Source organism: Mycobacterium sp. C31M (assembly GCF_053345865.1).
In genome coordinates this window covers 210,940-232,077 of record NZ_JBKFAX010000004.1, presented here as the reverse complement: position 1 = coordinate 232,077, position 21,138 = coordinate 210,940, and the positions used below count along the sequence as shown (strand labels likewise).

Here is a 21,138-nt window from a genome sequence, read left to right as displayed (position 1 = left end):
TGACGGCCTTCGCCTTTGCGGCGGTCGACTCATCCGACGGGGCTGTGTGATCCAGCTTACATCGCGTCCCACCATTATGCAACGGTTGCCGTGACATATATCAGCTCATATCGCCTATCAGGCGATATGCCGGTGACGGCACGGCTTGCCAGCCTCCCGACGAAGCAACCGAGCCGAATGGGGCGTCACCTATACTTCCGGCGTGACCACCCGGCCTCGCGGACGACCGCGGGATGCATCCGTTGACGATCGGGTTCTGGCCGCCGCCGTCGACGAGCTGATGGACAAGGGCATCGCCGAATTCAGCATCACCTCGGTGGCCGCACGTGCCCGCGCGGCCAAGCGCAGCATCTATGCGCGCTGGCCGCACCGCGAGGACCTCATCCTGGCCGGGATGTCGACCCTGGCAGCCGACTGCAACCCCCCACACACCGGGTCGATCCACGAAGATCTGACGATCCTGCTGGAGCAGGTCGCCGCCGTGTTCGTCGAACCGCGTCTCAGCATCCTGCAGCGGTGCGCCGCCGAGATCGCCGACTACCCCGACATGTACACCGTCTTCAAACGCGACTCGGTCGATCGCTGCCTGGCGGCCATCGAGGACGCATTACACGACGCGATCGCCCGCGATGAAGTTCGCGACGACATCAAACCGAGCACTGTGGCGGATGCTGTGATCGGCGCTATCGCGTTGCACGCCAACAATACGGCCGAGTTCTTTCCGGTCTCCGACCACGAAGGACTGATAGATCTGCTGCTCGACGGCCTACGCCGACGCGACCCCTGACACGCCCGGCGCCAGATTACCGCGCAGTGCACCCTTCGGCCGGCCCCACCGGGCAACTGGGAACGACCAGTTCGACGCCCAGTACCTCCCAGCCGGGCAACATCTCGGGCGAGATGTCGAAATCGTGGATCACAAAACGGCGCACTCCGTTGGCGGGCAACACCTTCGGAGTCCGCTGAGCCGTTCCGCTCGCACCTAGGATTTCGACTTGAATGTCTTCTCCATGAAACCGGGGTCGATCAGCATGCCGTGAACCTGCTGGTTGTGACTGTGGCACAGCTGGTGGTATGCGAACGAGGTCTGCATGGCGTTGGCCCGCCCCTGATTGTCCTGAGCGACATTGACGGCTTCCTTCGCCAGTTTGAGTGCAAAGAGCGGCTTCTCGGCGATACGCGACGCCAACTGCAGCGTGAACGAGTCCAATTCCTCGGGCGGCACAACATGGTTCACCATCCCGAGCCGGTGGACCTCCGCGGCCGTGAGGAAGTCGGAGGTGAACAGCATCTCCTTGGCTTTGCGGACTCCGACCTCGAACGGGTGGTTGAAGAACTCGGCGCCGCTCACGCCCATCGACACGGTGTTGTCCTGGAACAGTGCATCGTCGGCCGCGACAATGAGATCACAGGGCCACACCAGCATGAGACCGCCGGCGATCACCTTGCCCTGTACGGCAGCGATCGTAGGTTTCGGCAGGTTGCGCCAGCGCTCACTCAGCCCGAGGTACATCTCCTTCTCGACCGCCATCTGCGATTCCGCACCAGCACAGCCGAACCCGCACCACGTGCCGACTCGCTGGTGATCCTTGACCACCTGCAGCGCATCTCCTTCGCGCAGGTCATGCCCAGCGGAGAAATGCGGACCGTTGGCGGCCAAGACGATCACGCTCACCGAATCATCTTGTGCGGCAATGTCGAATGCATCGTTCAGCTCATAGAGCATCCGCATGCTCTGCGCGTTTCTGGCCTCGGGCCGGTTCAGCACGATCCTTGCGACCTTGTCCGCCGGCCGCTCATAGACAATTGTCTGGAACTCGCCCACCTTCCGGACCGCCCGTCAATCCAGCCGGGACGCGGTGTCGGCCAGGATCGCGGCGACCGTTCCCGTTGCGGTGGCGACCCGTTCAGGGGTCAGCGGCGGCGTGAAGGCCGCCGCGAAGGGTGTCGGCAGGTCACTTTGTGCGATCGGACGCTGGTGGGAGAACGTGTCGAAGCCGGCTTTGCCGTGATAGGCGCCCGATCCGCTCATGCCGACGCCACCGAACGGCACAGCATCGTTGACATACGCCAAGCCGAAGTCGTTACGCGACACCGCACCAGATGTGGTCTTCAGAACGAACCGCTGGAAATCGTCGGTATCCGCGCCATACCAGTAGGACGAGAGTGGGTGTTCACCGGTGGCAGCGTAGGCGATCGCCTCGTCGACCTCGGAGTAGGTGTGCACCACCAGCACCGGACCGAAGATCTCCTCGGTGTTGATCTCGGCGCTCTCCGGGACGTCGAGCAGCAGGGTCGGCGGGAACCGGCGAGACCCGGCGTCGGGCACCCGGTCCTTTTCCCCCTCCGGCACGATGACTATCTCGACGGCTCCCTTGGACTTCGCATCTTTGACCAGTCCGGAGACCCGTGCATAGTTGGCGTCATTGACGATCGAGACGACGTCCGAGTTGTCGACGAAGGTCGGGAAGTGGGCCAGCACCGCCTTCTTATAGGCCTCGACGAAGGCGTCCTTGCCGGATTCGGGAACGAAGGCGTAGTCGGGGCACAGGCACACCTGTCCACTGTTGACGTGTCGGGCAGCGGCCAGACGTGTTGCCGCGTCGGCGATATCGGCATCAGGCGCGACAATGGCCGGGTTCTTGCCGCCGAGCTCAAGCGTGACCGGCACCAGGTTCTTTCCGGCGGCGGTGGCGATGAGACGTCCGACCTTCGGCGAGCCGGTGAAGAAAATGTGGTCGAAGCGCAGATCGGTGAAGGCAGTGGCGGTCGGCAACCCGCCGTTGACGACCACAACCTCCTCGGGGCTCATCCTGGAAGCGACTGCGCGAGCGAACACTTCCCCGGTGCGCGGCGTCATATCGGAGAACTTGATCATCACCCGGTTGCCGGCGGCCAACGCTTCGACGGTCGGCACGAACGCGAGCACGACCGGAAAGTTCCACGGACTTATCACGCCGACAACGCCTTTGGGACGATTCTGGACGAAAGTCGGGAATGCACCACCCAGCCCGCCGGGCACCTCGATCGGGGCCATCCATGCCTCGAGGTTTTCCCGGGCATAGGCGATGGATCCCATCCCGCCGAGGATATCGAGCTCCATCGAGGTGGTCGCAGGACGACCGCCGAAGTCAGCATCGAGCGCTTCGGCAAGTTCTGTGCTGTGCTCCAGGACCGCCGCGACGAAGCGGTCGATGCGATCGCGCCGTGTCGCGGCATCCGGGATCGGATCCAAGGACTGCGCGGCGCGCTGCGCATCCAGGAGGCCTTGCAGCTCAGCAGGTGTGACGTCTACAGGTGAGTCGGTGGTCATGGTCATTTGATCAGCTCCTTCTGTGCGGGCGATTCAGCTGCGGCGGCAAGGTCTCTGGCCCATCGATAATCGGCCTTCCCTGCGGGGCTGCGGAGCACCTTGTCCACACGGACAACGGACTTCGGAAGCTTGTACCGGGCCAGCCGTTTCGCCGCATCCACCAGCAGCTCCTCGTCTGTCGGGTTGAGCCCGGCGACCAGTTCCACGACAGCGACGATCTCGCTGCCCCAGCGGTCGCTGGGGCGTCCCACCACGACCACATCGCGGATGGACGGGTGCGCGATCAGTGCTTCCTCGACCTCCTCGGCGAAGATCTTCTCCCCGCCCGAGTTGATCGTGACCGAGTCCCGTCCGAGCAACTCGATGGAGCCGTCCGCCCGGTGCCGCGCCCGATCGCCCGGCAGTGACATGCGCCGTCGGTCGATCGTGGGGAACGTGCGTTCGGTCTTGTCACGGTCATTGAGATAGCCCAGCGGAATTGCGCCTTCGCGGGCCAACCATCCGGTCTCGGGATCGCCCGGGTCGAGGACGCGACCATGGTCCTCGGCCACCACACAGGTACCGGCTGCGGCTGTGAAGACACCGGAGGTCGCCGGCGACTGGCTGGTGCTCAGGTTGGTGAGCTGGGAGCCGGTCTCCGAGGATCCGGCGACGTCGGCGATCACCACCTGCGGTAGTAGCCGCAGGATGCGGTCCTTGACCGATGCGCTGGTGACCGCACCGCCCACACCGATCAGCTGCAAGGACTTTCCGGAGTGGTCACCACGCTCGAACTCATCGCACAGCGGGGTGGCAAATGCGTTGCCCACCATGTTCATCCGTTGCACGCCCTCGCGGTCGATCAGCTGCCAGATCGATTCTGTGTCGAGCCGGTCCACGACGTCGGGAAAAACCACTGTCCCGGCGCCCAGAAGTCCGGCCAGCGCCATCCACTGGGCCGCACCGTGCATCAGCGGCGGCAGCGGCAGCACCACGGAGCGGTCGGCGGCGGCGACGAGGTCGACGCCCTCGGCGAGGGTCGTTGCGTCGAAGACGCCCTCGGGTAGGAACCCGCCCAGCCCGCTCTGCAGGATTTCGGCCTGGTTCCACATCACGCCCTTCGGCATTCCGGTTGTGCCACCGGTGTAGAGCAGGTAGAGATCGTCGGCATCCGGCTCGGTCGGGGGGGTGTCCGAGCTGCCCGCGGCGAGCGCGGCCTCGTAGTCGAGGGCGCCGGGCAGTAGTGCGTTGCCGGATTCGTCGGCGACCTGGAGCAGCAGCGTCGGCGGCCGGCGCAGCGATGGCAGGACCGCGGCGAGGGTGGGCGCGAACCGGGCGTGGTAGATGATCGCGCGTGCCGAGGCGTCGTTGAGCAGGTAGGTGAGTTCGGCTTCGACGTAGCGGTAGTTGACGTTCAACGACACTGCGCGGGCCGCCGCTGCGCCGAGCATCCCCTCCAGATACTCGTTGCCGTTGTGCAGGTACAGCGCAACGTGATCCTGACCAGATTCCCACTGCTGCAGCTCGGCACGAGGCGTGTGAACGGTGATCCCGTGGAACAGCAGCAGGTTCGCCAGCCGGTTTACTCGCGCGGCGACGTCACGGTAGGTCAGCCGACGGTCCCGGAAAACGATGCAGTCTCGCTCGGGTATGGCAGCCGCAACGCCGGCGAACAGCTCAGCGTGGTTGTATCGCATCAGATCTCCAGATCGGGAGTCGCAGACCCAGGCAACGCTGACCGGGCCTGCGACACGGCTTGGGTCGCAGGGCTCAAACGGTTCGGACGTCGACGAGGGCCTGCCGCCGTTCGTCACGCACGACGCGCAGCGCCTCCTTGAGCGCACCGGCAAGCTCGCTGCGATGGCTAACGGTCACGCCGTACCCGCCCGAGGCGGTGCAGTAGGCCGCGAGGTCCGGCGAGGGCGAGAGATCCGAGAAACGTCCCTCGGCGGTGGCAACCGCTTCGCCCTCCGGGTAGACGAGCTGAGTCGCCATGTCGACGGCCCACCAGTTGTTGTTGTTGGCGATGATGGTCAGCACCGGCAGGTTGTGCTTGGCAGCCGCGTGGTGGCACGCCGCCGGGTTGGCGAACATGTAGGCGCCGTCACCGAGCGTCGCGACGACGGTACGGTCCGGTGCGGCGTACTGGGCGCCCAGCGCGGCCGGCAGACCCCAGCCCAGCCCACCCGAGGCGGGCAGGAAGTAGTAGGTGCCGGGCTTCGTGCGGTTGAGCAGGCAGGCGGTCGCCACGTACTCGTTGAACACGATGTCGTCCTCGTCCAGCAGTTCACCCAGAACGGCCGAGATGGCCGCCGCGGTGATCGGCTGATCTGCATCGCGACCGTTCTCGTCACGGCGCTGGGCGTCGATACGGCCCTGGCGTGCCGCGGCCATCGCGCGGATCTCGTCCGAGCGGCCCAGGTCGATACGGTCGGTACGGGCCTCCAGCGCGGCGGACAGCCGACTGAGGAAGGCGGCCGGGGTGGCACTGATGTTCAGGTCGGAGCGATGCGACCGGATCGGGTAGGTCGCGTACAGCGGATCGACACCGACCTGAGCGATATAGGTGTCAGCCGGAGGCGGCGTGTGCGTCTCCATCCACGGCACGTCGCTCTCCAGGAAGACGATGACGTCGGCCCGTTCGAAGACGGTGGTGGCCACGTCCATGTTTGCCACCCGATGCGGATGGTTGTATGCGACGTTCAGGTAGCGAGCCCACGGATCGGCGATACCGATACCGAACCGGGTGGCGCACTCACCGAGCAGCTCGACCGACTCTTGCTCGACACCGTTGGCGGTGGCCACGATGACCGGGAACTCGGCCGCCGCGATCCGTTCGGCGAGCTCCTCGATGGCGTCCGGATCGGGTTGCACAGTGGCCGGGATGGGGGTGCGCGCAACCGGCACCGCGGGGGCCTGCGCCGGCTCGGCCAGCACCTCACGGGGCAGGGCGAGATATACCGGGCCCCGCGGGTGGGCGTTGGCGACGCTCAGGGCACGGTCGACCACGGACTCGACCTGGCGGGGATCGCGCAGTTCGTAGTCCCATTTGACGAATTCACGGACCAGGCTCGCCTGGTCGAACATCTCCTGCGACCAGTGGATGGGCAGGTCGCGGGCACCGACCGCGCCGCCCTCGAGGATCGGCGACCGACCCGCGGTGACCAGCAGTGGAATCCGATCACGGGCCGCATTGGCGACCGAGCATGCCGCATTCGCCGTACCGACGTTGACGTGCAGCATCAGGGCCTGAGGCCGTCCCGTCACCAAAGCGGCACCATGGGCCATGCCGCCGGCCAGGTTCTCGTGGGCGCACAGCACCGGCGTGGGAAGCTTCGGGTCGTTGTCCTTGTTGAGGGCATAGGCCTCGACGATCGGCGCGAAATCGGTTCCCGCATTGACGAAGAAGTATTCGACGCCGTGCTCGACGAGCGCGGCGAGATAGCTGGTAGCGGCGTTGTGCGGCATTGTGAACTCTCTATTCGGTGCTTGGGAGGGGTGAGGGGGCTGATCTGGCGCGCAGGGCGGGGATGATCGACGCGAGGTCGCGCCATTCGGCCACCGGCATGTGCTGGAGGTCTCCGGTCTGTACTTGCACGCACACGTGGTCTGCACCCGCGTCGAGGTGCCCTTGCACCCGCGCCGCGATCTGATCGAGGGAACCCCAGGCAACTATCGCGTCGACGAGCCGGTCGCTTCCGCCACCGTGCAGATCGTCATCGCCCCACCCCAAGCGTCGAAGGTTGTTGGTGTAGTTGGGCAAACCGAGATATCTCGACATGAAGCTGCGGGCGATCTGACGTGCTGCCGCCGGGTCGGTCTCGAACACGACGGTCTGGGCGGGTGTGAGCACGGCCTTCTCCCCGAGTGCCTTGCGAGCAGCCGCCGTGTGTTCGACCGGAACGAAGTAGGTGTGCGCACCGGCCCCACGCTCGGCGGCCAACCGCAGCATCCGTGGTCCGAGTGCGGCCAGCACCCGGCGAGGTGCAACAGACGTTGCGGCACCCCAGAATTCGCTGTTGTCCATCGTGTCGAGATAGTCGACCATGGTGCTGTACGGCTTGGTTCCGTACCGACCTTGGTGAGCTACATCGACCATGGGCTGATGGCTCACGCCGATGCCGAGCAGGAACCGCCCGGGAAACGCCTCGCTCAGCGTACGCCAGCCCGCGTTCATCGTCATCGCGCTGCGCGCGTGCAGGCTGGCGATGCCGGTGGCCACCGTCATACGAGCGGTGGCCCCCAGCAACAGCGCGGCGTTGGCGAACGGCTCCCGGGCAACAGCCTCCGGCACCCACAGCGAGCCGAAGCCGAGATCATCGAGCTCGGCAACGGCCTGCTGAGCACGGGCCATCGGCTGGACATCGAGGTGGTACGACCAGATACCGAGCGGACCGAGGCTTGGGACGGCAGCCTGGTCGCCGACACTCACGGCAAGAGCCACTCTGCGTTCGTCCGGAAGAACTTGGTGGTGATCTCCTCACCCAGTGGCTCGACCTTGGCCAGCATCTTGTTCATCGAGTCCTTGGTGCCCTCGACATGCGGGTAGTCGGTCGAGTAACAGAACACGTCGACCAGTTCCGGGTCATCCTGGATGTAGCGATCGATCGGCTCGAAGTTGAACGGCGACACCCGCACATTGCGCGCGATGTATTCCGACGGCTTCATCGGCAGCTTGGCTGCGGCCGCACCCGGGAACACCTTGCAGTACATGTCCATCCGTCGGGCGGCCGGGCCGACCCAGTGCGCACCGACCTCGAACAGGCCGAGGCGCAGCCGCGGGAACCGCTCGAAAACGCCGCCGAGGACCAGGGCGTTCAGGTAGTTGTCGATCGCCATGTGACAGGTCGCGAACATCCCGATGTTGGTGTTCGGGATCTCCGGGGACTGGAACAGATCCTGGAAGGTCTCGGCGAAGGTCCAGCGCGGGTCCAGGAAGAAGAACTCCGTGCCGATATGCAAGTTGGCGGTGACATCGTTGTCTTCCAGCAACTTCCACAGCGGATCCATCGAGGAGTGTGCCGGGGACACGCCGCCCGGCGGCACGTCGGCCTGCAGGTAGACACCCTTGACCCCACCGTCGATGAGTCGCTTGATCTCGGTGACCATCTCGTTGATGTCGTCGCTGGTGGGGATGATGCCGACGAGGCGGACGCGACCACCGTTGAGGTTGGCGTTCTCGATCGCGAAGTCGTTGTAAGCACGCAGGAACAGCTTGGAGAACTCCGGCCGCGACAGGCCTTCGAGCATCGTGGTGTCCCCACCGAAACGCTGCTCGAAACCGAAGTCGTCCATACCGCCGACCATCATCGCGGCGATGGCCGTGGTCGGGAACACCAGCTGCTTCTCGATCCCCATGGCATCGAGAACCTCGACCCGCCGGGTCAGGTCGATGGCGCTGGGCGCCTTGGGTCCCTTGACCTTCCAGATGGAGTCCTCGTCGATCTCCATGACGTCATCGACCGCGACGTGCATGTTGGTGTCGGTCGGATCGGGGCGCAACCGGTCGGTGGCCTCGAAGAGCGCACCCATGATGCGGCCGGCCTGGCCGAAGTAGTCGCCGAGTCGCGTGCTCGGGATCATCTCGTGAGCGTCAACGTCGTGTGCAAGGAGCTTCATCGCTACCTCCGAGGGCTGGTTGGCCGGTGAAGTACCGGGCGGTGGAGTGTATGGGTTCTGTGGCACTAGTCCGACGGATTCGGGTTCGACGTGAGCGGGTAATTTCGGACCCGCCGTCTCGCCGGTGTGACGGACTAGATAGATTGCTCTAGCACAATCAGACAATCACAATTGTCCGACAGCGTCAACCCTAGAAGAACAGGCCGCGCCTGTCTCCACATTCACCGATTCAGAAGGTTCAATATGGCGATCATTCCCGAGTCTCATCGCGACCTGATCGACGCGCCACTGGTCGCGTCACTGTCCACGATCGGCGCCGACGGGACACCCCAAGTGACGGCCGTCTGGTTCGTGATCGAAGACGATGCCGTGCAGATCTCGCTGCTGCGCACACGTCAGAAGTACAGGAATGTCACCGAGCGTCCGCAGGCAACCTTGTTCATCATCGACCCGGAGAACCCATTCCGCACGCTCGAGATCCGAGGCACCGTGAACGTCGACGACGACTCCGACCTCACGCTCTTCGAGCGGGTGTTCCGGCACTACGGCCAGGATCCGACAGCCTCCGGGGCGCCGACCGCGGGGCGCGTCGCGGTCACACTGCGCCCCACCCGCGTGGTGGCGCAGGGCTGACGGTGTCGGAACGTGACAGGGCGTCGGAACGTGACAGGGCGTCGGAACGTGACAGGGCTCAGTGCGGCCTGACCAGATTCGGCTGGACGCTCGTGCGCCCTTCCGCCGAACGTTGCGACTACTCCAGGGCAGCGGCAAGCCCGGCCGCGACGGCGTCCGCCGCCGAACGCCCAGCGGTATGCAGCGGCACCGAGGATCGCGTGGTGCGCGACAGCAGGACCGCGCCTTCGATCAAGCAGAAGATCTCTACCGCAACATCACGAGCACGATCGGCAGCCATGCCGGCAGCGGTGAAACGCTGCTCCAGTACCTCAAGCCATGATTCGAACGCATCTGCGGCGGCGGTCCGCATCAGCTCGTCGTTGTTGGCCACTTCCAACGCGATCGTGGCGATCGGGCAGGCGTACCCATAGTCCGTCTTTTCCAGCAGGTCAGCCGCCTGGCGGAACGAGTCTGCCGTCGCCTCGACGACGTCGGCGTCCGGGGGGTACACCGATTCGAGAAGTTCTCGATAGCGCCCACCACCATGGGTGAGGGCAGCGGCACCCAACTCCTGTTTCCCCCCCGGGAAGAAGTGATACAGCGAGCCGTATGGCGCCTCGGCCGCCGCCAGGACAGCTTTGATGCCGGTCGCCCCAAAACCCTGCCGACTGAACAAATCGGTAGCAGATTCGAGCAGCCGAGCCTTGGTATCGGCGGGCTTACCTGCGGTTGTCGTCGTGGTGGACACTCGCATAGGATAACCGCTAGATCAATCTGTCGCCCGGTCTACGTCATCGATCGCCTGTGATTTCGGCCCCAGCGACTCCCCCGGGGTGGCCCCAGCCGCTCATCTCGTCAAGCCTCTCGACTGATGATTCACCCGACCGAAGCTCAGCCTCTTCGCGCGAGATCGCCTTCAGCACGTAAACGGCCAGCAAGATCGTCCACACGCCGTGAAAGCTCGCCACCACGGTGCACGTGACAAACCCGTCCCAGGCAAACGGGCCGACCAGTCCGAACGAGAACGTCTGCAGGCTGTTGGGCAAGATAGTGACGACCTGCGCCAAGGTGAACCAGGCCAGCCAGCGCGGAAAGTACGGCGTGCTGCGTTTGTCGCGCAAAATGGCGATCGCGATGGCCACAAGCCACAGGACGTATGGCGGCCAAGTGTAGTAGTAGAAGAACCAGGCGATGTCGTTGAGGGTCAAGGTGATCTCGGGCGCGATCCGACCTGCCCGGAACGCGGCTACCGCGTACATGATCGACATGATCTCGACGACCATGGTGTTGATGGCCGCCAAGATCAGCGTCGCAAAAGTCAGAATCGGATACCGGGGCGATTCCATCCGCCAGACCCACAGCGAGATGACCGCCTGCCACCAACCCCAGACCGCGAACGCGACCATCATCAACAGGCACCCGAGCTGAATCACGTCGGAATTCGTGCTGTATATCCCCACGATCGTCTCCGCGCTCCATGTCGCGTTGTGTGCCGGGAACACCCGCGCCAGGACCAAGCCCAGGAACATCACGGGGACGGCGGCCACACCGCTGAACACGAACCACCGCTGCGTCCTGGCGTTCAACCAGTACGAACCCGCAATATCGCTCACCAGATACACCTTTCGATTCGACGGTTCCGACGGCAGTCCAGCGCCGAGACATCGATGCGGACCGGAGCGTTGACCTCCCGAACACCTGACGATAGATTGATCTAATGGCTGACACACGTGTTTTTGAACTTCGTACCTACGAAGCGGTCCCGGGCAAGATCGACGCACTCGTGGCTCGCATCGGCGATCACGCCGCGGCGTTGTTCGAGAAGCACGGCATGACCAACATCGGTTTCTGGGTACAAACCGACGAGGATGGCAAGGCGACCGACACCCTGACTTACATCGTCGCCCACACCAGCCGGGAGGCCGCGGCCAAGTCATGGGAGGCCTTCTGGGCCGATCCGGAATGGCAAGCGGCGAGGGCCAGTGGCGAGCAGGTCACCGCCGGCGCCACGTCGGTGTTCATCGAACCGACCGAGTACTCGAAAATTCGTTGACCTCCAGATGAAGTCCCCACTGCCCACAGTGGGGACTTCACGCTGTTCGCACCCGTCACAGTCGCGCGGCGCGGAAATTCGACAACCCTCCGGGCCGCCCGGACAACTCCGAGGATTTGCATGTCTCCCCTCTTCGATCTCACCGGACACGTCGCACTGGTCACCGGAGCCAACTCCGGCATCGGCCTGGCCATGGGCCACGGACTGGCCCAAAGCGGCGCCGACGTCTGCGTCTGGGGCACCAACGTCGAACGCAACAAGACCGCCGCGGAGGAACTCGCCAAGCACGGCACACGAGTTCGGGCCGTCCGCTGCGATGTGGGCGACGAGGACGCCGTGGCCACTGCTTTCGCGGAGACGCTCGACCACTTCGGCAGGGTCGACTCATGCTTCGCCAACGCCGGCGTCCGCGCACCCGAGATCCCGTTCCTCGAAACGACTCTGGCAGATTTTCAGGGGGTTACCCGGGTGAATCTCGACGGGGCATTCCTGACGCTGCGCACCGCCGCCCGGCACATGGTGGAGCGCGGCGGCGGAGGCGTGCTGGTGGGCACCTCGAGCGTCTCGGCACACCACGGCACCCCACGCGGCCAGGCCTACGCGGCGAGCAAGGCCGGCTTGGCGGCGATGATGCGCAGCTGCGCCATCGAGCTGGCACGGTATCGAATCAACGCACACTCGATGGTGGTCGGCTGGACCGAGACGCCGCTGATCTCCCGAGAAATGAGCAATCCGGCGTTCGAAGAGAACGTCATGAAGCGCATGCCGCAGCGGCGCTGGGGGGAGCCGGCCGACTTCGCGCGCATCGCCGTCTACCTGGCCAGCGGTATCGGTGGGTTCCAGACGGGTGACGAGATCGTCATCGACGGCGGCTACATGGTCTTCTGACACCAACCCCGATCGGCAGTCGATCGGCAGCGACGCTTGTCACTTTATAGATTGATCTAGTAAAATGGTTTCTGCTGCTCTTCCGGCGAGGCAGCACTGCAGCGCGCAGCGCCGAAAGCCGCCCAGCGGAACGAATATTGGAGAGGCCAAAGCAATGATCAAGATCGAGAGGGTTGCGCACGTCGTCATCAAAGTCCGCAACATGGAGAGGTCCCTCGACTTCTACACCCGGGTCCTCGGACTGAAGGTGATGGGGTCCATCGACCCGATGGTGAAATTCCTTTCCACCGGACGCGATCACCACGAACTGGGGATCGCCGAAGTCGGTGCCGAAGCGCCGGACAGCAAGTTCTTCCAGGTCGGCATGGAGCACTTCGCCTTCAAACTCAGCAGCGAGGACGACCTGCGCGAGGCGTACGACACCCTGCTGAGCGAGGATGTCAAGATCGCCTACACCATCAACCACGGCGTCGCGAAGAGCGTCTACTTCTACGATCCCGACGGTAATCAGCTGGAAGTGTATGTCGACAACACCCCGGAGGAAGTCGCGAGCTTCCAGAACCCCTACGGCGGCATGGACAAGCTGCCGTTCGCCCTCGACAAGCCATCGTTGATGGACAACATCATCCAGGCGCAGGCCGAGATGGCGGCTGCCGCTGAAGCGGCCGCAGGCAAGTCCTGATCGATAGCAGCCCAAAAAATTGGCTCGACGCTTTTGGCGTCGAGCCAATTTTCGTAGGTGCGGCCTACCGGAGGAAACCGCCGGTCGCCCGGATCACCTGGCCGGTGACCTCAAAGCCAAATGGTCAGTGCCATAGCACAACCCGAGATGCACTAGTTCTCGTGCTCGACGAAGTCGGCCACGTCGCCGCCGAAGGCGATGCCGGCGAGCCGGCGGAACTTGCTGCCGTGGAAGACCAGTGGGGCGACACCCGGCTTGGCCTGGAGGCCGTGGATCTTCAATAGCGCGACCTCGTGATCCCCGGCCGGAAGTTCGCCATACACCGAGCACTCCAGCCAGGCAGTGGCCCCATGCACGAACACCGACCCCTCGGACGTGCTGTCCCACCCGATCCCTGCGAAACGGTCGGGTGACTTGCGGGCCAGGCTCATGCAGATCTCATCCTGGCCCTGCGCCAGGACGCTGATGCCCAATCGCGGCAATTCGCGTAGCCGCTGCCAAGTGCCCGACGACGACTGGAAGCACAGCGAGACCAATGCCGGTTCCAGCGACACCGAAGTGAACGAGCTGGCCGCCATGCCCATCGGCCCACCATCGACCATGGCACACACTGCCGTCACACCGGACGGAAAGCACCCGAACGCCTGGCGGAGCAGGGCGGGGTCAGCGGTGTTGGATTCGAATTGGATCATCGTTGGGCTACCCCTACTCTCGAATGGCTCACCGATTCCGAACGCGGCGGTTCGTCGGAGACCTGCACAATCAGCTTTCCATCGTGATCTCCGGTGAAGAGGCGGTGCATCGCTTCCGGCGCGGCCGCCAGGCCCTGCACCACATGGTCTTTCCAGCGCAGCTGTCCGGATTCGATCCAGTCCGCCAGATCGCTGTAAGCCTGCCGGGCACGGGAGAAGTGGTCCAGCACGACGAACCCTTGAATTGTCAGGCGCTGCATGAGGACTCGGCCGAAGTCTGTAGGTCCGACCATCGGTCCGTCCGAGTTGTACGACGAGATCAGGCCGCACACCGCCATCCGTCCGTTGACATTCATCCGCGAGAAGACCGCATCCATGATCGGTCCGCCCACGTTCTCGAAGTCCATGTCCACGCCCCCCGGACACAACCGGTCCAGCGCCTCGGCCACATTCTCCGCCTTGTAGTCGATCGCGCCGTCGAAACCCAGCTCATCGACGATCCACCGGCATTTCTCCGCACCGCCCGCGATGCCGACCACCCGACAGCCCTTGATCTTCGCGATCTGGCCGACGATCGATCCGACAGCATCCGCGGCCGCAGAAACCACGAGGGTCTCACCGGGACCTGGGCGACATATGTCCAGCAACCCTGTGTACGCCGTCAGTCCGGTGGTGCCCAGGACCGACAACGAAGCGGTCAACGGGATGTTGTCCCGGCTCCGGATGCGCGTCACCGCCGCGGCGTCATACGTCGAGTACCGCTGCCACCCGCCCTCCCCCAGGAGGACGGTGTCACCGGGCTGAAACCGGGTTGAAGCGCTGTCTTCCACGACACCGACCGTGATTCCGCGCACCACCTCACCAACGCCCACCGGTGGCAGGTACTGATCGCGGCCGCTGAGCCACACCCGGTTGGTGGGATCTATCGACAGGTAGACGTTCTTGACCAAGACCTGATCGGGCCCAGGTCGCATAACGGGTAAGTCGGCCAACTCAAGATCGGAACTCTGAATCTCCTGCTCGGGCCGCTGCTTGAGCACCCACCCCTGATTCATGCGTGCCACGTCAGTTCATCTTCCTACTGGTTCCTGCCGGCGCGGGTGCGGTTCTCGCTACGAAGCACCAGGGTTCACGCCGTTGAGCATCATCTGCACGGTCACATCGGTGCCGTACCGGCCGTCGAACCCCGTGAGCGCCTCTTCAACCTCGCGGTGCAGACCGGCGACGAGCGGCTCCCAATCACCATGGGTGACGATCAGAAATTGGTTGTCCTGCATCGCCGCGACAACTTGCTCGCCGACGCGATCGGGGTCCGCGCCCTGCGCCTGCAGAGCGCGGTTCTGCTCTGCGGCAACAAGATCAGGTTCACGACCGAGGAGTTTGGCCTGGGCCTGCTCGGCCGTCATGGCCAGTCGGGTAGCCACCACGCCAGGACACAGCAGGGAAACGCCGACTTCGGTGCCACGCAGTTCCTCACGCAGCACCAGGGAGAATCCCACGCTGGCGAACTTGGACGAAACATAGGCGCCGAAGTTGGCCATCGGCACCAATCCCACCATCGACGCGGTGTTCATGATGTGCGTGCGCCCGCCCCGGCTCTTGAAGCGCGGCAGGAATGCTGACACTCCGAGGAACTGTGCATCGACGTTGATCTTGTGCACCCAGCGCCAGACTTCGAACGGCGTCTCTTCGATTGCTCCACCACCAGCCACGCCGGCGTTGTTGCACAGGATCGAGATGGGCCCCAGCGTTTCCTCGGCCAGATCGGCGGCCGCGGTCCACCCGCCGGCGTGGCTGACGTCGAGTTCCACGGTGGTGACCACTCCCCCGGCGTCGGCGAGTTCGCGGCGGATATCGGCGAGCCTCTCGCCGTCGATGTCGGCAAGAGCGACCTTCGCTCCAGCCGCCACCAGCGCCCGCGCGATGCCGAGCCCGATACCTGATGCAGCTCCGGTCACGAACGCTGCTTCTCCAGCCGGCCAGACCATAGTGTGCTCCCATCCACGTTGATGTCGGTCGTTGCCGTGTACCAGTCCGCGAACTCGCCCACGTGTCAACCACATTGACACTCCGCAATTGACACCGCAGAGGGCATCACTTACCGTCAGCGTAGTAGATCGTTCTATCTACGGCTAGGGTCGATTTTTTTGCAGGCTGCACCGGATGGCCCCGTGTGCCCGCGATGACAGAAGGAGTCCAATGCGGTCTTCTCGCATGCGTGACGTAATCACTGGAGTAGACGTTGAGCACTGATGCCGAATCCACGCGGGTGGCCGAAGCCGCGCACCGAGTCGTCGGAGAACACGACCCCCGGTCTGTTCCCATCACAGAGTTCCTCGGAGCCTGCTACGACGCCGGATTGTCGTGGGTGCATTTCCCGGAGGGTCTCGGTGGCCTCGGGATCTCGCGCGGATACCAGGGAGTTGCGGACGCCATCTTCCAGAAGGCCGGCGCGCCCTCGCCGTACGACCTGAACATCATCGGCTACGGCATGGCCGCACCGACCCTGGTCGAGTACGCCCAGACCGAGGAACTCAAGCACCGGTGGATGCGACCCCTGGCCACCACCGAGGACATCTGGTGCCAGCTCTTCTCTGAGCCGGGCGCCGGATCCGATCTCGCCGGTCTGGCCACCTCGGCGGTCCGGGACGGCGATGGCTGGATCGTCAACGGACAGAAGGTGTGGACGACCCTGGCGCACTGCGCCAATTGGGGGATCCTGATTGCCCGCACCGATCCAGATGTCCCGAAACACAAGGGACTGACCTACTTCGTCGTCGACATGCGCGACCCGGGCATCGAGGTCCGTCCGCTGCGCCAGATGACCGGCCAGGCGGAGTTCAACGAGGTCTACCTCAACGACGTCCGAATCCCGGACACGCACCGCATCGGCGCAGTGGGCGCCGGCTGGCGCGTGGCGATGACGACACTGATGAACGAGCGCAGCTCGATCGGTGCGGCCGGGGTCCGTCGCGGAACCGGCACGATCGGCGACGCCGTCGCACTCTGGGCGCAGCGCCCCGACCGCCACAGCCCCGTCCGACGGGACCGCCTTGCTCAACTCTGGCTCCGTGCAGAGGCGCAGCGGCTCACCTCGGAGCGGGCCCGAGCCACCGCGACCGTGAGTGGTCCCGGTCCCGAGGGATCGATCGACAAATTGGTCGGCGCCGAACTCAACCAGCGCGTCTACGAGTTCTGCATGGACTTGCTCGGCCCCGAGGGCACCCTCTACGAGGGCTACAACATGCGCGAGGTCACCGCCGAGGATGCGAACGCCGGAGGCCCGATCCAACAACGCTTCCTGCGCTCACGCGCCAACACCATCGAAGGCGGTACCTCTGAGGTGCTGCGCAATATTCTCGGCGAACGGATCCTGGGACTTCCCGGAGATCTTCGCGCTGACTCCGGACGACCCTGGCGTGAGGTGCCCCGTGGCTGACCCTGATCACATCCCGACCGAGCAATTCGCGTTCACACCCGAACAGCAGGAGCTGCGCACGGCAGTCCGCGGCTTCTGCGCCGACCATTCCGACGAGGCCACTGTCCGGAAACTGATGGAGTCCAGGCCAGCGTTCGACCAAAAGGCCTGGGCGCGACTCGGTTCCGAGCTCGGCGTGCTCGGTCTCGGAGTCCCGGAGGAGCTCGAGGGTTCGGGCGGCGGCCTGATCGACGCCGCGATCGTGGTGGAAGAGCTGGGCGCCGCGCTGTTCTGCGGGCCGGTATTCGGCACCCTCGCCTTGTCGATCCCCGCGCTCGTTGCCGCGCCGGATACCGCAGTGCGGACCGAGACCCTGGGGCTGCTGGTGGCGGGGACCCGCACCGCGGCCTTCGCCGTCCCCGAACAGGCCGGGCGCTTCGCCGCCGAGGCGGTGACCGTGCAGGCCACCGGCTCAGGTGAAACGTGGACACTGTCCGGCACGGCCGAACGCGTCGTCGACGCCGACGCAGCAGATATCTTGCTGGTGGCTGCGACCGGCCCCGACGGGACAGCGCTGTTCGTCGTGGATACGACAGATTCCGGTGTGCAACGAACTGTGCTGTCCACCATGGACCTCACCCGGCCGCAGGCCACAGTCGAGTTCGTCGATGCACCCGCCGCACTGCTCGCCGGCCCGGCACAGGCGCCCGAGGTATGTCAGCACGCTATGCACGTCGGTTCCGTGCTGCTGGCCGCCGAACAGGTCGGCGGGGCCCAGCACCTGCTCGACCTGAGCGTCTCGTATGCCAAGGAACGCCTGCAGTTCGGTCGGCCCATCGGCTCGTTCCAAGCAGTCAAGCACCGCATAGCCGACATGCTCGTGGAGCAGGAACACTCCCGGTCGGCCGCCTATTACGGCGCATGGGCGTTGGAGGACAACAGTGACGACCCGGCGTTGGCTGCATCGATCGCGCAGGCAACCTGCTCGGCTGCCTTCACCCGCATCGCCACCGACACCGTTCAGGTCCACGGCGGTATCGGCTTCACCTGGGAGCACCAGGCGCACCTGTACTTCAAGCGAGCCTTCACCGATGCCGCGTTGCTCGGCAGCGCCGAAGAGCACCGCGACCGGATTGCCGAGTACGTGATCGACTCTGTCACAAGCGATTACGAAGTCACCGTCGCGACCGGATGAGCCCGAGGACCGCGGGGCGGTGACGGCTCCTTCTCCGCGGTCCTCGATACCACAGACCTGTTCGAAGGAGGCCCGATGAGCATGACGCTGGAGGAAATGGAAGCCGTCCTGCTGGCTCACGAGATCGCTGAGCTGGAACAGGATATCGATGCCACGATGGCCACCGTGGTACCTGATCCGCACTATGAGCTCTCTGCTCTCGGATGGATCATCGACGGGCAGGCCGCAGTGCGGGAAATGTACCGTCGAATCTTGCCGGTAGACCACCGAGATGTCGCTGCTGAGAAGCGAATTCATGCAACCTCCGAGAACACGCTGCTGCGCGAGGCCGTCATGTCCTTCAACAACCTCGAAGGCAAGCGCGTCAGCGGGCTGTACCTGGTGGTCTTGGCGTTCGACCCCGACCTGAAGCTCATCTCGGGCGAGCGCATGTACATGGACCCTCTGTTCGGGCAGATGATGTCCGAGCAACTCGGCGCCGACTTCGGCGAGGTGCCGGGCGTCTCGCGGACGGCCGACAAGTTGCCGATCATCGCCAAGCACGACGCCTACGCGTGGGCCGAATCGCAGGGACTCGCGATCGACCCGAGCAGGGAGAAATAGAACTTATCGCGGTCGGTCTCGCCAATCTGACATATTGAGCTGTCATATCGACCTACCATGCTTGCATGACAACGAATTGGCCAGCAGGACAAGCAGCTTTCGTCACCGGAGCGGCATCCGGAATGGGGCTCGGTATGGCCCGGGCACTCGTTGCGGCGGGTGCCAAAGTGGCGCTCGCCGATATCGACGCCGCCAGATTGACCGCGGTCGAACAGGAGTTGACCGAAGCAGGCGGATCGGTGGTGGCAGTGCCCCTCGACGTGACCGACGCTGACAAATGGACGGCCGCGGCCGATCGGGCGGAGGAGATCCTCGGCCCGATTTCGATCCTGTGCAACAACGCGGGCGCCAACGGCGGTGCCGACCTCGACCACACGCCGCTGGATGTCTGGCGCTGGGTCTACCGAATCAACATCGAAGCACAGTTCATCGGCATCTCGACCTTCCTGCCGCGTTTCAAGAACCGTGGTGGTCGTGCACACATCCTCAACACCGCTTCGATGGCCGGGATCGTACCGATGGCCCGGGTCGGCGCTTATTCCTCGGCGAAGTTCGCCAGCTTCGGTCTGTCGATGGTGCTGCGCAGTGAGCTCCAGGGAACCGATATCGGTGTCTCGGTGCTGTGCCCCGGCACGGTGAACACCAGAATCGCCGTAACCTCAGGATCAGGCGAAGCGAGTCTGCTCGGCGAGGAAGTCAATTCCGCTGTGGTGGAGGGAAACAGCGCACTCCTGGCGCAGGGTGCGGACCCCGACCGTGTCGGGGAACAGGTCGTCGAGGCCATGCAGAACGGGCAGTTCCTGATCATCACCCACCGCGATTGGTGGCCGCTCGTCGAAGCCGTGCACAGCGAGATACGAACCGCATTCAACGAATTCGACAACCGGCACGGGCCCGACATCACTCCCCAGATCCTGGCGCAGGGCATCAGTCCGGTCACCACATAGACATCGCAAGGATTGGATATGACCATTCAGGCAACTATGGAACTGATCATCAAGGAAGGTCGCTACCAGGACTTCCGCGATTTCATGGTGAAGATTCTTCCCGATACCCGACCCTACAAGGGTTGTGTGTGCATCGAATTCGTACGCAATCAGGACAACCCCGCACACATTCTGGTGCTGGAGAAGTGGAACAGCCGCGAGGACTACGAGCGCTATGTCGCCTGGCGGATGGAAACGGGGATCATGAACCAGATCATCGACATGATCGACGGCGAGCCGAAACTGCAGTTCTTTGATCCGATCGGCCTGTGAGTACCAAGCCGAACAGACCGGCTGACAACACCACGACCAAGGGATACTGAAACATGGAGATCAAGGACGCGGTAGCCGTCGTCACCGGCGGTGCCTCCGGCCTCGGCCTGGCCACCACCAAGCGGCTGCTGGATGCGGGTGCTTCGGTGGTGGTGATCGACCTCAAGGGTGGGGAGATGGTGGCCGAACTGGGTGATCGGGCCAGGTTCGTGGCCACCGATGTCACCGATGAGGCGGGCGTGGCCGAAGCGCTCGATGTCGCGGAGTCGTTGGGTCCGGTGCGGATCAACGTCAACTGCGCAGGTATCGGTAATGCGATCAAGACCTTGAGCAAGAACGGTGCGTTCCCACTCGACGGGTTCCGTAAGGTGGTCGAGGTCAACCTGATCGGCACGTTCAACGTGATCCGGCTGGCCGCCGAGCGGATCGCCAAGACCGAGCCTCTGACCGGCGAAGAACGCGGTGTGATCGTCAATACCGCCTCGGTGGCGGCATTCGACGGACAGATCGGGCAGGCCGCGTATTCGGCGTCCAAGGGCGGTGTGGTCGGTATGACGCTGCCGATCGCGCGGGACCTGTCACGTGAGCTGATCCGGGTGTGCACGATCGCGCCGGGGCTGTTCAAGACCCCGCTGCTCGGCTCGTTGCCCGAAGAGGCTCAGAAGTCGCTTGGGCAGCAGGTACCGCATCCGGCTCGCCTCGGTGATCCCGACGAGTACGGCGCACTGGCCGTGCACATCATCGAGAACCCGATGCTCAATGGCGAGGTCATCCGCCTCGACGGCGCAATCCGCATGTCCCCCAGGTAACCACGCAACATCG

At 64.4% G+C, this 21,138-nt stretch carries 22 protein-coding genes; 11 read left to right on the top strand and 11 right to left on the bottom strand.

Annotated features, from left to right (window positions below; all coding sequences use genetic code 11):
• Window positions 1-202 precede the first annotated feature (202 nt).
• Entirely contained in the window at window positions 203-787 is a 585-nt protein-coding gene (locus tag ACLBYA_RS08195; RefSeq protein ID WP_447708885.1) for a TetR-like C-terminal domain-containing protein, read from the top strand.
• 195 nt (window positions 788-982) lie between these two features.
• On the opposite strand, the gene ACLBYA_RS08190 is transcribed toward ACLBYA_RS08195, so the two are convergent.
• From ACLBYA_RS08190 to ACLBYA_RS08165, 6 genes are all read right to left on the bottom strand, one after another.
• Complete coding sequence (locus ACLBYA_RS08190; RefSeq protein ID WP_447708884.1) at window positions 983-1,825, bottom strand: enoyl-CoA hydratase; 843 nt, start codon at window positions 1,823-1,825, stop codon at window positions 983-985.
• Window positions 1,826-1,840: 15 nt separating this feature from the next.
• Window positions 1,841-3,319: an aldehyde dehydrogenase family protein gene (locus ACLBYA_RS08185; protein ID WP_447708883.1), complete on the bottom strand. Its 1,479-nt coding sequence runs from the start codon at window positions 3,317-3,319 to the stop codon at window positions 1,841-1,843.
• The gene (locus ACLBYA_RS08180) at window positions 3,316-4,989 is read right to left on the bottom strand and encodes an acyl-CoA synthetase (protein WP_447708882.1); all 1,674 of its coding nucleotides are present in this window, start codon (window positions 4,987-4,989) and stop codon (window positions 3,316-3,318) included. The genes ACLBYA_RS08185 and ACLBYA_RS08180 overlap by 4 nt, the downstream gene beginning before the upstream one ends.
• A 73-nt stretch (window positions 4,990-5,062) precedes the next feature.
• A complete protein-coding gene (locus tag ACLBYA_RS08175) occupies window positions 5,063-6,760 on the bottom strand; it encodes a thiamine pyrophosphate-requiring protein (RefSeq protein ID WP_447708881.1) in 1,698 nt (565 codons plus the stop codon).
• Window positions 6,761-6,770: 10 nt separating this feature from the next.
• Window positions 6,771-7,724: an LLM class F420-dependent oxidoreductase gene (locus ACLBYA_RS08170; protein ID WP_447708880.1), complete on the bottom strand. Its 954-nt coding sequence runs from the start codon at window positions 7,722-7,724 to the stop codon at window positions 6,771-6,773.
• On the bottom strand, window positions 7,721-8,911 hold the full coding sequence (locus ACLBYA_RS08165; RefSeq protein ID WP_447708879.1) for an amidohydrolase family protein: 1,191 nt from the start codon (window positions 8,909-8,911) through the stop codon (window positions 7,721-7,723). Before ACLBYA_RS08165 ends, ACLBYA_RS08170 begins: the two co-directional genes overlap by 4 nt.
• Before the next feature lie 243 nt (window positions 8,912-9,154).
• Between ACLBYA_RS08165 and ACLBYA_RS08160 the strand changes: the two genes are divergently transcribed.
• Entirely contained in the window at window positions 9,155-9,544 is a 390-nt protein-coding gene (locus ACLBYA_RS08160) for a PPOX class F420-dependent oxidoreductase (RefSeq protein ID WP_447708878.1), read from the top strand.
• A gap of 118 nt (window positions 9,545-9,662) precedes the next feature.
• Here the strand turns inward: ACLBYA_RS08160 and ACLBYA_RS08155 are convergent, their stop codons facing one another.
• Window positions 9,663-10,274, bottom strand: coding sequence for a TetR/AcrR family transcriptional regulator (locus ACLBYA_RS08155; RefSeq protein WP_447708877.1), 612 nt, complete (start codon window positions 10,272-10,274; stop codon window positions 9,663-9,665).
• Between the two features lie 43 nt (window positions 10,275-10,317).
• On the bottom strand, window positions 10,318-11,139 hold the full coding sequence (locus ACLBYA_RS08150; RefSeq protein WP_447708876.1) for a hypothetical protein: 822 nt from the start codon (window positions 11,137-11,139) through the stop codon (window positions 10,318-10,320).
• Between the two features lie 104 nt (window positions 11,140-11,243).
• Here ACLBYA_RS08150 and ACLBYA_RS08145 point away from each other — a divergent pair, with 104 nt between their 5' ends.
• From ACLBYA_RS08145 to ACLBYA_RS08135, 3 genes are all read left to right on the top strand, one after another.
• Window positions 11,244-11,579, top strand: coding sequence for an NIPSNAP family protein (locus tag ACLBYA_RS08145; protein WP_447708875.1), 336 nt, complete (start codon window positions 11,244-11,246; stop codon window positions 11,577-11,579).
• A 120-nt stretch (window positions 11,580-11,699) separates the two neighbouring features.
• A complete protein-coding gene (locus ACLBYA_RS08140) occupies window positions 11,700-12,467 on the top strand; it encodes an SDR family NAD(P)-dependent oxidoreductase (protein ID WP_447708874.1) in 768 nt (255 codons plus the stop codon).
• Between the two features lie 64 nt (window positions 12,468-12,531).
• Complete coding sequence (locus ACLBYA_RS08135; protein WP_447708873.1) at window positions 12,532-13,149, top strand: VOC family protein; 618 nt, start codon at window positions 12,532-12,534, stop codon at window positions 13,147-13,149.
• A 152-nt stretch (window positions 13,150-13,301) separates the two neighbouring features.
• Here ACLBYA_RS08135 and ACLBYA_RS08130 read toward each other — a convergent pair whose 3' ends face one another.
• Genes ACLBYA_RS08130 through ACLBYA_RS08120 form a run of 3 tightly spaced genes read right to left on the bottom strand, consistent with a single transcriptional unit; the run spans window position 13,302 to window position 15,799 of the window.
• The gene (locus ACLBYA_RS08130; protein ID WP_447708872.1) at window positions 13,302-13,841 is read right to left on the bottom strand and encodes a flavin reductase family protein; all 540 of its coding nucleotides are present in this window, start codon (window positions 13,839-13,841) and stop codon (window positions 13,302-13,304) included.
• Complete coding sequence (locus ACLBYA_RS08125; protein ID WP_447709071.1) at window positions 13,838-14,896, bottom strand: NADP-dependent oxidoreductase; 1,059 nt, start codon at window positions 14,894-14,896, stop codon at window positions 13,838-13,840. Before ACLBYA_RS08125 ends, ACLBYA_RS08130 begins: the two co-directional genes overlap by 4 nt.
• 57 nt (window positions 14,897-14,953) lie before the next feature.
• Window positions 14,954-15,799 carry an SDR family NAD(P)-dependent oxidoreductase gene (locus tag ACLBYA_RS08120; protein ID WP_447708871.1) on the bottom strand — a complete coding sequence of 282 codons (846 nt, stop codon included), beginning with the start codon at window positions 15,797-15,799 and terminating at the stop codon, window positions 14,954-14,956.
• 284 nt (window positions 15,800-16,083) lie between these two features.
• Between ACLBYA_RS08120 and ACLBYA_RS08115 the strand changes: the two genes are divergently transcribed.
• The 6 genes from ACLBYA_RS08115 to ACLBYA_RS08090 all read left to right on the top strand — a co-directional run bounded on the left by ACLBYA_RS08115 (window position 16,084) and on the right by ACLBYA_RS08090 (window position 21,125).
• The gene (locus ACLBYA_RS08115; protein ID WP_447708870.1) at window positions 16,084-17,280 is read left to right on the top strand and encodes an acyl-CoA dehydrogenase family protein; all 1,197 of its coding nucleotides are present in this window, start codon (window positions 16,084-16,086) and stop codon (window positions 17,278-17,280) included.
• Entirely contained in the window at window positions 17,273-18,454 is a 1,182-nt protein-coding gene (locus tag ACLBYA_RS08110) for an acyl-CoA dehydrogenase family protein (RefSeq protein ID WP_447708869.1), read from the top strand. Before ACLBYA_RS08115 ends, ACLBYA_RS08110 begins: the two co-directional genes overlap by 8 nt.
• A 75-nt stretch (window positions 18,455-18,529) precedes the next feature.
• Entirely contained in the window at window positions 18,530-19,057 is a 528-nt protein-coding gene (locus ACLBYA_RS08105) for a hypothetical protein (RefSeq protein WP_447708868.1), read from the top strand.
• 65 nt (window positions 19,058-19,122) lie between these two features.
• On the top strand, window positions 19,123-20,004 hold the full coding sequence (locus tag ACLBYA_RS08100; protein ID WP_447708867.1) for an SDR family NAD(P)-dependent oxidoreductase: 882 nt from the start codon (window positions 19,123-19,125) through the stop codon (window positions 20,002-20,004).
• Between the two features lie 18 nt (window positions 20,005-20,022).
• A complete protein-coding gene (locus ACLBYA_RS08095) occupies window positions 20,023-20,316 on the top strand; it encodes a putative quinol monooxygenase (protein WP_447708866.1) in 294 nt (97 codons plus the stop codon).
• 53 nt (window positions 20,317-20,369) lie between these two features.
• Window positions 20,370-21,125: a 3-hydroxyacyl-CoA dehydrogenase gene (locus ACLBYA_RS08090; protein WP_447708865.1), complete on the top strand. Its 756-nt coding sequence runs from the start codon at window positions 20,370-20,372 to the stop codon at window positions 21,123-21,125.
• Window positions 21,126-21,138: the final 13 nt, after the last annotated feature.